This is a genomic window from Pseudoalteromonas luteoviolacea H33-S (genome assembly GCF_001625695.1).
Lineage (GTDB): Bacteria > Pseudomonadota > Gammaproteobacteria > Enterobacterales > Alteromonadaceae > Pseudoalteromonas > Pseudoalteromonas luteoviolacea_B.
On record NZ_AUXY01000064.1, the window covers coordinates 1 to 13,262 of the forward strand.

The 13,262-nt window shown below is 37.8% G+C and carries 8 protein-coding genes and 1 pseudogene; 2 read left to right on the top strand and 7 right to left on the bottom strand.

Annotation, left to right across the window (positions count from 1 at the left end; genetic code table 11):
* Positions 1-19: 19 nt before the first annotated feature.
* Together N477_RS09065 and amt are read right to left on the bottom strand one after the other, a co-directional pair.
* Positions 20-373, bottom strand: coding sequence for a hypothetical protein (locus N477_RS09065; RefSeq protein WP_063363823.1), 354 nt, complete (start codon positions 371-373; stop codon positions 20-22).
* An 812-nt stretch (positions 374-1,185) separates the two neighbouring features.
* A complete protein-coding gene (gene amt, locus N477_RS09075) occupies positions 1,186-3,102 on the bottom strand; it encodes an ammonium transporter (RefSeq protein ID WP_196760604.1) in 1,917 nt (638 codons plus the stop codon).
* 266 nt (positions 3,103-3,368) lie between these two features.
* Between amt and N477_RS25615 the strand changes: the two are divergent.
* A pseudogene (locus N477_RS25615) lies at positions 3,369-4,133 on the top strand (IS30 family transposase).
* Positions 4,134-4,218: 85 nt separating this feature from the next.
* Here N477_RS25615 and N477_RS25990 read toward each other — a convergent pair.
* From N477_RS25990 to N477_RS09100, 5 genes are all read right to left on the bottom strand, one after another.
* A complete protein-coding gene (locus N477_RS25990; RefSeq protein WP_155731851.1) occupies positions 4,219-4,359 on the bottom strand; it encodes a hypothetical protein in 141 nt (46 codons plus the stop codon).
* A 683-nt stretch (positions 4,360-5,042) separates the two neighbouring features.
* Positions 5,043-5,591 (bottom strand): FG-GAP repeat domain-containing protein, encoded by a 549-nt coding sequence (locus N477_RS09085; protein WP_063363826.1) that lies wholly within the window; start codon positions 5,589-5,591, stop codon positions 5,043-5,045.
* 97 nt (positions 5,592-5,688) lie between these two features.
* Complete coding sequence (locus N477_RS09090; protein WP_063363827.1) at positions 5,689-6,084, bottom strand: hypothetical protein; 396 nt, start codon at positions 6,082-6,084, stop codon at positions 5,689-5,691.
* 116 nt (positions 6,085-6,200) lie between these two features.
* Positions 6,201-8,210, bottom strand: coding sequence for a methyl-accepting chemotaxis protein (locus tag N477_RS09095; RefSeq protein ID WP_063363828.1), 2,010 nt, complete (start codon positions 8,208-8,210; stop codon positions 6,201-6,203).
* A gap of 377 nt (positions 8,211-8,587) precedes the next feature.
* A complete protein-coding gene (locus tag N477_RS09100; protein ID WP_063363829.1) occupies positions 8,588-10,636 on the bottom strand; it encodes a winged helix-turn-helix domain-containing protein in 2,049 nt (682 codons plus the stop codon).
* Between the two features lie 146 nt (positions 10,637-10,782).
* On the opposite strand from N477_RS09100, the gene N477_RS09105 reads away from it, so the two are divergent.
* Complete coding sequence (locus tag N477_RS09105; RefSeq protein ID WP_081216601.1) at positions 10,783-13,086, top strand: CocE/NonD family hydrolase; 2,304 nt, start codon at positions 10,783-10,785, stop codon at positions 13,084-13,086.
* Positions 13,087-13,262 lie beyond the last annotated feature (176 nt).

Below are 13,262 nucleotides of genomic sequence, written 5' to 3' on the forward strand. Positions count from 1 at the left end.
AATATTTAGGAAACAAGGCCTATCTAGGGTCTACTCTATCATTTAGAGGTATATCGACTTCATCAATTATTGTAGAGTAGCTGCTCTTTTCGATTGAATCGAGTCTATAAATGACATCGTTATTTTCTATATCAATTGATGAAATTTTTTCTATTTGCTCAAATTGAGCATTATTTAACCCCATCAAGACAATATTCTTATCACCATCCATACTTAGATATTTAATTATTCCATTACTTAAATTAGCTGGCATTTCACCCTGCTCGTACGTGACTATGTACTCTGAGATTGTATTCTCATCAGATAAAACTTGTTCTGCGTGAGCATTAAATAAAGAAAAAGCACTTAAAAATAAAATAGTTTTATTATACAAAATTGACACCTCTTATTATTTAAATTTACCGTCAATAAATTTAGTATCAAAAATAAAAAACCACATCAACAGAAAATAAAGAAGGGCAAAATCAAATCCTTTATGAATTAAAAATAAAATCAACAAGTTCATGAAGGTGATAGGTGAAAATTAATTAAATAATATTCAATTAATTTACCTAAACACAGATCAAAGAGCGTAAACCTGTAAAATTTTACAGTGACTTTATACAGTTATACTATTAAACATAAATAGCCCCTTATGGGTAGATTCTAGGCGTATGGGTTTTATATTAGACAGGAGATTTCCTAGAGCGACTTCAATAATGGGTCCATTATTAGCTATCAATAATTTATCGTTCCCAGGCTCAAAAAGACGATGTATGTGATTGTATGCACGGTGTTGTAGCATACACTTTCCATTGTTCAGCCTTATCAATCAGATAGGAATTATCATCCATTATATTTGGTATTTCATTTGTTTTCTTAAACTGTGGGAAAATGGAAAACTTGATTAGTATCTTTGTTTTTACAATTATCTTCGATGTGGGAGTTTGATGCAATCAATTCAACATTCATTACTAATAAAATAGATATAAATACAAAAACCTTCTATTTCAAACCTTCAGCTTTGTTGAGTATTACAAAACAAATGACACCATTCAGGGGGGGGGAATATAGAATGAAAAATTAAAAATCAAAAACTTTTCTTGAGGTTAAATCAAAAAACAACTTATTATATAATAACAACCATGGCAAACGTAAAAATATAAATTCACATTTATTATGTATAATTATTTATCATTTAAGTAATTAACTTTCAGCATAAAAATCATCATCACTGCCAAAGCGTACTTGGTTCCTTCCATTGCTTTTGGCTTGAAACAGTGCCATATCAGCCTCATCAAACAACTGTTGAATACTGATTGATCGAGTGTTACTCCAACATGCTCCGCCTATGCTGACAGTCACAAACTCACATTCAGCCGCTCTATGAGGTATTTCCAATTCACGTACTGCACTACAGATGCTTTGAGCAATGCTCTTTGCGCTTTCTAACTCTGTATTTGGCATTATGATCGCGAACTCTTCTCCACCTATTCGAGCAAGTAAAGTGTTTTTAGCAGACAATTTTGACGATAATGCCTGACAGACATTTTGCAGACAATAATCGCCAAGTTGGTGCCCGTAATGATCGTTATATTGCTTGAAATTATCTACATCGATGACTAACAAACAAAACTGCTGCTTTAGCTGACGACTTTTTTCAAATGTATCTTGCAAAACTTGCTCATACACTCGCCTATTGGGGATCCCTGTTAATGGATCTAGACTCGCAAGGCGTAATAGCTCATCTTCTCTTGCTTTAAAATGTCGGCTTGTGTGATCTAAAAGGTAATTATAGGTCATGCATAAAGAGGCATTATTTGAACCGTGATCAACATTGAGGTGCTGCGGATTACTTTCATTTTTAGCAATTTTGTCAAATTGTTCCATTAAATCAATGAGTTCATCCTTCATGCCATGCTCACCGAAATTTAGTCCAATTGTTTCGGTCTGTGCTGATACTCGCAATGGGTGAACACGATTAATTAGCCACAAAACACTAAAGCCAATGAGGCAAACCCAAGCGGCGCATACGCCAACACCGAGCAGTTGCACCAAAAATTGCTCTGTGTGTGATTCATGTTTTAATTTTTCAAGAGGCACGAACAAAGCGATTGCCAGAGTGCCCCAGACACCACCGCCAAGGTGGATTGGCACCGCACTTACTACATCATCTATTTTATATTTCTCTAATAAATCACCGAGTAAAACACTGACACAACCTGCTATCGCACCAATCACGATAGCAGATGGCAAGTTAACCAAGTCAGCACTGGCGGAAATGGCCACTAAACCAGTAAGCAGACCATTTAAAACATAGCGTATGCCTTGCATAGAATGTAAGTTCCATGAGAGCAACAGCGCGCTAACACCACCCGCGCAGGCAGACAGCGCAGTGTTCGAAAATACTCTTGCAAGCTCTGAACTAGGTGTATGAACACTTCCGCCATTAAAACCAAACCAACCGATAAAAAGTAAAAATGTGCCCAGTGCAGAGAGCGGTAAGTTTTGACAGTATAATTCTTTCGGTTCACCTTCACTGGTAAAACGACCTAATCTAGGCCCAACGATTATCAGTGCAACCAATGCAATCCAACCACCAACACTATGTACGACTGTTGCGCCAGCAAAATCAATAAAACCGAGCTCTAATAACCAGCCAAGAGGCGCTTGCTCAAAGTGTTTACCATGCCAGATCCAATGCCCAACAATTGGGAATAAAAGTGTTGCAGTTACAAAAGCACAGATAATATAACCAGAAAACCGCATTCTCTCAGCAACTGCACCCGATAAAATTGTTGCAGCTGTGCCGCAAAACATCATCTGAAACAGAAAGTATGCCAATACCGATGGGTCGTCGTAACTATTAAGTGCGAACTGATCTGTCCCAAAGAAACCATTAGCGCTGGCACCGTACATGAGGCCATAACCAATAATCCAAAAGCACACGCCGCTAATGCAAAAATCTGCGACGTTTTTTAGAGCAACATTAATATTATTTTTGCTTCTTACTAGGCCACTTTCAAAGCAGGTGAAGCCCGGTTGCATGAGTAAAACCAACGCTGTGCACAGTAGTATCCACGTAATAGAAATTATTTGTTGGTCTATTTCAATATTTACCAAAGATATTCCGCGTGATAAAGAGTTTCATATAAGGAGCTTAGACAAGCTCTTTATAATTCTCCAAATTAAAATTATGGGACACAATTGAATTACGAGTACTAATTCAGATCTAACATGACGAATAAGGTCTCGTCTTAAAAAACTTAAATTAGATAATTAGACCTGATTTCAGATAATAAGTGCGACAGTCATAGAAAGGGATAGAAGAGGAAGCCAACTGCCGAAAGTGGTATGCTCTTCTCGCCAAAGAAACAAGCGATACTACTATTAGATATCAGCAGTTGACCCAGGAAAGAAGTACCAGATTTATGCCCTTTTGGAACTAGGGGTTTCAACCTCTGAGGTAGCCAAAAAAGTGAAGTGCCACCGTGCAACGGTGTATCGTAAACTGAAAATAAATCAAACGCATGGGCAATATTGCCCTCAGAATGCCCATACTTATTTTGTTAAAAGGCGTATTGCTGCTCGCAAGTATCTGATACCGACTCAGCGCATTGAATATGTTTGCTTTTTACTTAGTATCGATCAGAGTCCTTAGCAAATTCCCAATGTGCTTACAAGCTAAGGCGAAACCGCCAGCCATGAGTGGATTTATAGTTATGTAGCTTGAGATAAATGTCGAGGTGGTAAGCGATATCGTAGAGGCCGAAAAGATAAAGGCGCCAACGATTAAAAATGCGGTAACAATTGATGAGCGTCCAGTAGTTGTTAAAAGTCTGGAGCGATTTGGCGATTGGGAAATTAACACAGTGTTAGGTAAACATGGCGCAGGTGCGATAGTGACCATCTTAGAGCGAAAAGTCGGTTTTATTTAGCGAAGAAAGTGCCATCAAAATCGGCGGAAGCAGTGACAAAACGGTATGGATGTAAGAAAAGTAACAGATGAAGACATTCTGTTCGCTCAATCAAGGATTAACTACCGACCCAGAAAGTGTTTGGGGTTCAAGCCATTATTTTTAAAAAACAAGGTATGGCTGCTTGATATTAAAGAGTGTCACACTTCGGAGTTGAATTCGGTAATTATGAAATAAAAGCTACTATTGCTTGAAAAATTTAAAAAACTTCAAAACAAAGCAGCTCTAAAATCTTTACTATCTGTTTTTAAGATTATGAGAATTATACAATACGGCCATTTTCATCAACAAGCACGATACTACCACCTCCACGGCCGCCACTGACTTTATCCAGTATTTTTTTTGATTTTAAACTTTCAACGTTAGATTTAAAGCTTGCTTTGTTATTTTGATTTTTTAACATAAAAAATTATCCTTAAGATTATTAAAGTTAGAAAGGCCAAAAAATAGCGTTTTATTCGACCTCTCAAGACCATAACATCTTTAATTTTTTTAAGTTACTTTTTAAAGTTATCATCTATAACAATATTGAATCGATAAATTTGAAAAATGATAGATTCAAATCTAGCTATAATGCATATTGTATTGGATTATTATTAAATTTATAAACACCAACTTTAACTAAAAATAAAATTAATTTGTTAACTCTTAAATTTATTGAAAACAAGCCTTTTTCATCTCTGGTCCTGTATAGCTAGCCAATACAAAAAAGCCCTAACATTCTTGCTAAGGCTTTTTTATTTCGATATTAATTGCTATTTACTAGTTATTCTGTAATACACTCTCATAAAAAGCAGCTACACCGAACTAGTGTACTTGATACATTGCAGATGTCGTAGAGATAAGCAAATTAAGCTCACCTTTATCATCTAATCTAACCTTTAACGCATCTTTTGAAGGGCGTCCGAGTAAACCCGGGCTACGACTTATTTTATTACCATTAGAATCTGTAAAAACTATGTTAGAATGTGTGCTTTCGCTCCAGCTATCATCACTTTGCGTCGCGAATATCAACTGTTGATAATTAGTACTCGTTGGGGAAACAGAAAAATCAACAACATACTCGTTAAGTGATTTTTTGTGTACCTATTCCAGATTATCTCCATTCACTTCGTAAATAATGAGCGATGTATTGCTAGTTAAATAATGCGCGTTTTCATCATACAAACACGCAATTTCTAGCTCTGCATCACTGTCTAAATTAAAATACTCTACCTGAACACACCTTTGGTCTAATTTACTTTTCTCAGAAAAACCACCATCGGAGAATGTAAGTAAAGTTAATTCATCAGACGTTACGACCATATTTACAGTATCATTCTCAAAGAGACTAAAATCTTTTATCTGACTTGAAGCTGTAAAATTGGATAATAAAGATTGGTTATTAACATCAACAACTTTAACATAGTTTTGAGTGCTATAAATTGCATCAGCAATGTTATCACCATTAATATCAGCAGCATTCACACTAATAAGTTTGTCATTAGAGTCAATTGGCAACGAATAAGAAATATCATATGTACCAAGATCCATGACGCCTAATGCTGTGCTGTGAGTTTCTGTGTTAGGAACCAACAATTCAGAAATACCGTCGTTGTTAAAGTCCGCCGTATTTTCATTTCTTCCAGCGCCCACAAATAGTCTCCAGTTAAGTTTAAGGCATTACTTTTACGCCATCAGAACCGTAGTAATAAAGGTTCACTGTTTGTGATTTGTCAGTTGGGTGTCCGCCTTACCAAAAGAAAGAAAAGTCCTGAGCACTTCTCGCTGTTTTGTTGTGAACATTTTTCAAGAAGTTATAAAGGGGCATATAATCAGAAGTGATCCGGGTTACACGACTAACATCATATCTATTATCATTGGTATATATTTGACCACCAGAGCGCTTAAGCAAGCCTAACCCTTCTGCATAGGTGCTTATGTAAGCCCTAACGGTTAGGTTATCGAGTATACCTGATGAGTAGTTGCGATTTATCTTAAAGCTAGCTGAACCTATACGCTCGCCAACATAACCTTGTGTATCATGAATTACAGCTTTATACATATTTCTCATAGCACTGCCATCTTCCGTTGGATCTACAGAGTTTGATGTGGTGAATAGAACAAACAGCACACCACTGCCATCCAAATAGATATCCTTTAAGTATGTTGCCTGCAAATGGCATGAGACATTGACTAAAGTACAGTGTCAGAATTTCGGACCTCGCTACGTCTTTAGAAAATCTCCATTATTTAAGCTATAGCCTATTTGAGTCCAAACTCTTCTAATAATCTAACTAACTCTGCGGATTGTCCCTTCAACTTATTCGCCGCGATTTCTGCATCTTGTGTATCGGATAATGACCGTTTACTAGAATCATCCACTTTTACAATCTCTTTCGACATGTCTTCTGCGACTTTGGCCTGCTCTTCTGTGTCTGACGCTATTGATTGAATCATCACTGCAATTTCTTGAGCCCCACCGACAATTTCGTTTAGAGAGCCGCCAGCTTGTTGGGCCAAGTCAACACTATTGTTAACTTGTTCTACACTGACATTCATCGCATTGACGGCAACTTGAGTTTTATCCTGAATTGCTTGCACGGTAGAAGAGACCTCACCGGTCGCTTTTGTCGTACGCTCTGCAAGCGTTCTGACTTCGTCAGCAACAACGGCAAACCCTCGACCTTGTTCACCCGCTCTTGCGGCCTCAATTGCAGCATTTAAAGCAAGTAAATTGGTTTGTTCGGCAATACTACCAATCACACCAATGACATCCCCTATTTGCGCACTTAAATCGCCCAGGCTTGTTATTGTATTCGCTGTTTTTTGTACCTCACTCGCTGCATTGGTAATTTCTTCAACGGTATGCTTAACGACACTGCCCCCTTGATCAGCCAAATCTCGAGCGCTTTCAGCTTGTTCGGCAGCTTCTTGTGCACGCTGAGCGACTTCAGCAACGGTTGCGCTCATGCGTTCGATTTCAGCTGCAATGACTGTCGATTGCTCAGAGCTACTTTGGCTTAAATTGGCTATTCTCAGATTTATTTCTGCGATGTCTTCACCTGACAGTTCAACATTATTGGCCACCTGGTCGACATTGCGTATTAGATTACTCAGAGACGCAACCATTTCATTGGACGCACTGGCCAAACCATCAATTTCATCTTTACCCTCATGTTCCAAAGGCTGCAAAGATAGATTGCCTCGTGCTGTCTGAGTCGCAACATTCAAAACATTGGTAATTCTCGAAGAAATTGAGTTACTTAAAATAAATGCGACCACACCACTACCAACAGCAGCTAAAGTAGTCAGTACAAAAATGACTGTCAGCATGCCGCGCATGTCTTCATCAAGTTTAATCAATGCGCTTTCAGCATCTGCCTTTTCTTCGTTTGTCGACTTATCTAAAATCGCTTCCATTTTTTCGAACAAAACCACTTCGAGCTCATGCACAACGGCAATTGATTTTGTTTTTGCACTCGGGTCAAAACGTTTAAAAACCTCATGCGCTCCCTCATACAGTTCATCGTGAAGCTGTTTGATTTTGTTTAGGTTTGTCACTTCAACTGGTTTTGTCTCTAATGGCCTTAGCAACTCTAAATACTTTATAAACCTTTTCGATCCTTCTTCAAATGCTTCTTTTTCATCTAGCTCCCCAGTCATAAACTCAGTGAGCGATGCTAACATATCGCCTTTTTCATCGACCATTTCCAGGTATAAACGTACACCGGGTAAATCATCAGACACTGCTTCAACAATATCTGTCGTCTTTAGCGCATCGGCAAACTCTTCTTCTTTAAGCCTATCAAGTAATATCTCAAGTTCAGCGCCTACTGAGTTTTCAAGTTCGTCAACAAATTTAAAAGCCCACCTTTCGGTAACTGGGTCATAGACATTGAAAACTTCCCTTTCGGCTCTCGACTTGAATTCGTTAACTATGCGCTCTATCTCTGACATTTTAGCTCTGTCAGACTCAGTTGCTGACTCTAGCGGTTTCAAACTTCTATACACATCCATAAATTCATTGTAATTATCATAAAACTCCGCTTTTTTGCTTTCGTTCCCTACCACATAGTCAAGTAACTCAACATGCATATCACCTATTTCATCCATCAATTGAAGATAGTAAATCGCAGCGGGGACATCATCACTATGTACTTCCTCAGTGACTTCAGACAGTGCGGTAACTTGCATCCAAGTTACCGCACTTGAGATAACCATTAACATAACGATGATGCCAAATGAGAGGTAGAGTTTTTTATCTAGTTTCATGAGATGCAACTTTATTTATATTGTCTAAAAAGACTTCTCACCATAAAAAAGTAACATTAACGAAGGGTATCCTAACCTACTTGCCTTGTGTGACATTAGATAACACGAGTAAAAGCGTCCATGTCGAGTAACTATGCTCGCCATTGTTGTATGAGAGAAATCAGTCAGCCGAGATACATAAAACTTAGTCTAAAAACGCAATGTTTCAAGATCCTAGCTTTTTTAGCAGTTAATTGATGCAGCGAGGAATTAAGAAGATTAACCAGTTGGGTACAAAGCTGAGTATTACAAGAGAAGGGACTTGTGTTCCCTTCTCCCTAATTTTGACACTTAAGTGAGTGCTTTAATGTATTTCCCTGTCTAAGAAGACCTCTATTTTACTGAGAAGTGTTTACTGATACCGAATAAACATCTGAATTTACATAATGAATTGTGTTATACAAAAGCTTGTCATCTTGCCAATCAAAATCACTTGTATCTGATGTAATAAGCAACTTTTCAATTTGTGTTTGCTCATCATAACGATATAGCTGGTATCTACGAGCTTTAGCTTTCTGCCAAAGCCAATTTTTGGCTTGTTTGTCCAAATTAAATCTGTTTTGAACAATAAATGGAATAGCTTGAACTTTTTCAGATGTAACAGGTTTAAAGTCCAATCCGGTAAAATATTTTCCGTTAACATCTTGCCATATTATGTCTTCAGACACTTTGGAAAATGATACAAACTGCCATTTAGGATCTGCACTCAACAATTTATCATCACGAATATCATAATAGTGAACTCGCCACTTTTCAGCGCCTTTTAAGCTAAATGCAATCGTATGAGCATCTTTAACTGACAAGCCGCTAATATCCGCTTGCGGTATTTTTAACTGCTTAACAAGGCCGCTGCCTATAGATATTTTAAACAGAGCATTCTGCGTTAGCGCAAATATAAATTGACCATCATAAGACCACTTTAGGTCTATGAAATATTGAGCCTCCTTAAACTTGGAAAGTACGGCTCTACGCTGGGTTTTAAAATCATATAGCCACACCTGCTCTCTACCCGTAGCTAAACTGACATACGCTATGCTTTTATTATGATGAGAAAATCGTGCGAGGCGCTCGTCTACCGAGGTTGCAGCTATTGTTTGTTCAATATCACTGTTCATAGAGTAATAAGTAATATTACGATCTCGTGCCCCCGTGCTAAACAAATAGCCCTTGCCATCGGAGTGACGACTTAAGCCAAATAATGAATGACTGTTTGAGTAAAGTACGGCTCTATCGCGACCTTTCAAATCGTAACTGACAATTTCATTGGCAGGATAGCCTTCAAGTAAAATAATTCGATTACCCGAATGTTCCCAAACCGCACCGCCTTCATTTTCGAATAAGTGATAAAATTGATTTTCATCTATATCAATTACATACAACCCAGTAGACAATTGCTTGTCCACTGCACTGATCAACAGTTTATTTTCTGTGGGGTGCAAATCGAATTGACTGTAGCCACCTAGTCCAATTAGCGGTTGCTGAAGCCTTGTCGTTTTCCCGCTAGACAGTTGAAAGGTATATAAATAGAAAGGCCCACCTGGGTATGCCGATTCATTAAAAACAAGTAGATCCTCATCATGGGTGAATATAATTTTCCCATAACTACCTGTGCGACAATTGTGTATTAATTTCGGTGCGCCTAACTGTCCATTTTCAAAGCGTCTCATAAAATACTGGCAACTATTTTCGGTGGTAGCTAGATAAACCAGCGCTTTTCCATCTTTACGCCAAACACCGGGCCCCTCCCAAGTTTCTGGGCCATGATCTATGGCTTCTACATCTTCGGTATACAGTGTTTTTAATTTTAAGCTGATATTTCCGTTATGTACTTCTGTAAATAGCAAGTAATTTCCATCAGAAGATAAATGCGGGTTTAACTCTAACCCTGGCTCACGAGTCATCGCATTGACATTTGTTAAGAGTTCAAGTGTTGATTTTTGGTTGTTTTGGAATGTTAGATATATCGCGGTGAGTAAAATGAGTATGAAAACACCTGATACAGGCAACAAAATACTTTTATAATCATTAATCTGAACAGCAAAGTCTTTAGCTTGCGATTGATTAACAGCAATATTTTCTAACATTCTGACAGGCGCAATAAATTGATAGCCTTTTTTGGGATAAGTAACAATATAAATAGGGTTTCTAGGGTCGTCTTTAAGTGCTTTTCTTAATTTTGTGATCACACGATTAACTGCGTTATCAGTCACTATTCGCCCTTGCCACACCTGCTCGATTAACTCATCTCTAGAGACCAATAAATTCGGTTTTGTACAAAAAAAGCGCAACACTTCCGAGACCATAGGTTCAAGCTGTATCTCGTTATTATCAATATTCAAAGTCAGAGTTTTATCACAAAACGTAATTTCATCAATTTGCCAATGCATCACATCTCTTTATTATTCTTAAGTGATTGTATTTTAAGATTAATATTTTTAGGCATTAAAAGTCATAAAAAGTTTTCTTATTATCAGTACTTTAAAAATGTCGAAAAATAAACTGATTTCAATTATTAAAAATTAGGAAATCAGCAATGTGCATTTTATCTAAAATTATTGCGAAAGTAATTGCTTTAATCGCCATTTTATTAGCGATGGCTTTGCCTTGTTCAATTCAAGCTATGGAAGAAGAAAGCATTTCGTTGCCAACAAGTCTTGTAGACTTACTATGTGCTGATGATATAAATATCACTCAGATTACCGATTCGGAATTGTTTTTCAGTCAATTATTACCGTTAATTAAACAACTGCCCAATGAGATAATCTCAAAACAATCAAACAGGATTAGAATAAACTTAAACTTAATTCTACAAGATTCAGAGGCTTTGAACGCCCAGCTACTTGATGCTGAACAGCATGCCAAAACGAACTTCACCGAATATCAAAAATGGTACATTACACAGATACAAACAACTCCCCCTTTGACACTAAGACAATTAATCTCAAACAAACTAAATCCTTTTAGCAATGCGGCACTCTACCGATATGAAAACGACCTGAATAACGCATACAAGCAAACCCGTCAAAAATTTACGCGCCTAATCAATGAGGTGAGGAACACAAAAACACTCAATAACCAGCAATTAATCCAAATTGCGTCGAGTGCCATGGACCTCAAAATTATTAAAAGCGTCTATGTCATTGCACACCCATTAATTCAAAAAAAGTGGCAAGAGGATTTCATAATCGAGCCGGCACGCTTAATCAAGACCGTTCAGGGAGTTGAACACACAGCGACAATCGTAAGACCGAAAAATATCGATAAATCGTACACAACTGCATTTCAATTCACGATTTATGCTGATGAAAGTCGGCATATTAAAACTGCCAAATATGCAGCTTTACGTGGCTATGTTGGTATCGTTGTAAATTCTCGTGGTAAGCGACTAAGTAAAAACAAAATTGAACCATGGGTCAATGAAGGGATAGACGCACATAGGATCATAGATTGGATTAGCAAACAAAGTTGGAGTGATGGTCAAGTGGTGATGTATGGCGGAAGCTATAATGGCTATACACAGTGGGCGGCAGCAAAGTATAAGCACCCTGCATTAAAAGCCATTGCCCCTTATGCAGCAGCGCACCCTGCCCTTGGTTTACCTATGGAAAATAACGTATTTCTTACCGCTAACTACCAATGGGGATTTCATGTCACAAACAATAAAACCATGGATAATAGTGAATATGCTAACAGAGCGCATTGGAGCAACTTAAACAAAACGCTATTTACCAGTGGCCGCGCTTTTAAAGATATAGATAAAATTGAAGGACGCCCTAACCCGTTATTTCAAAAGTTTTTAAGTCACCCGAGTTTTGATGATTACTACAAATCCATGGTCCCTTATGGTGAAGAGTTTGCTGACATCACTCTTCCAGTACTCTCAATCACAGGCTATTTTGATGGTGGGCAAATATCCGCTATTCATTATATGAACGAGCACTACAAATATAATCCAAGAGCCAATCATAGCTTACTCATTGGCCCTTATGATCACTGGACTGCGCAAGCTTTACCAAACAGCCATGTTACAAACTACAAACTTGACCCAGTAGCATTACAAAAAGACACTGAAAAAGTGGTATTTGAATGGTTTGACCATGTTTTAAATAATGCACCAGTCCCCGATCTTGTAAAAAATAAAGTTAACTACCAACTGATGGGAAATAATACTTGGCACCACGTTGACAGTTACGAGCAACTAAACCAGCAAGGTATAGATTTTTACTTAGGCAACCCCTCTAAGAGCAAGTACCAGTCTTTAGTAAAACAAAAGCCAAACCCTATCGCGCAGCATACTCAAGTTGTTGACCTTGCTGATAGAAAAGTACAGCATAATATTGACTATATGAACGTGATACTACCAGAACTGCCTGATGAAACTGGGGTTGTGTTTGTTTCTGACGAATTTGAGCAAGATATGCAATACGCTGGTGCACCGTCAGGCCACGTATTTATCTCAATTAACAAAAAGGACGTAGATATTGGCTTTAATCTTTATCAACTTATGCCTGACGGTCAAACATTTCATCTGGCCCATTATCGAAGTCGAGCCAGTTATGCAAATAACAGCTCAAAACGCCAACTGCTAACACCAAACCAAAAAGCCAAACTCCCGTTAGTGAATACTCGAATGACTGCAAGAAAGTTAATAAAAGGCAGCAAATTAGCACTGGTACTGGATGTGAATAAAAATGAGCACGCTCAAGTCAACATGGGAACAGGCAAGGATGTCAGCGTCGAAACCATTGATGATGCAAAAGAGCCTTTGATATTAAATTGGTTTACAGATTCAAAAATCCACCTTCCCATTACCCTTATGAATAATAGCTCAAAGTAATTAAGGAAGACTAAGGCATGCCTATTGATGCATGTGTATAGAAAAGAGTAAAAGTGAGTCACAAAAAACACCGTATATTTCAATATAGAGGTGATAAAAGAGCCTCAATCTATTTCGTTGAGGCTATCACCGCTTGAGGTCATTTTGGTAATTATTGATATAGCGCTTTTGGTGAT

Coding starts and splice junctions, on each gene's coding strand:
- N477_RS25990 (WP_155731851.1), bottom strand. CDS start 4,359: ATGTTAAAAAATCAAAATAACAAAGCAAGCTTTAAATCTAACGTTGAA.
- N477_RS09095 (WP_063363828.1), bottom strand. CDS start 8,210: ATGAAACTAGATAAAAAACTCTACCTCTCATTTGGCATCATCGTTATG.
- N477_RS09100 (WP_063363829.1), bottom strand. CDS start 10,636: ATGCATTGGCAAATTGATGAAATTACGTTTTGTGATAAAACTCTGACT.
- N477_RS09105 (WP_081216601.1), top strand. CDS start 10,783: ATGTGCATTTTATCTAAAATTATTGCGAAAGTAATTGCTTTAATCGCC.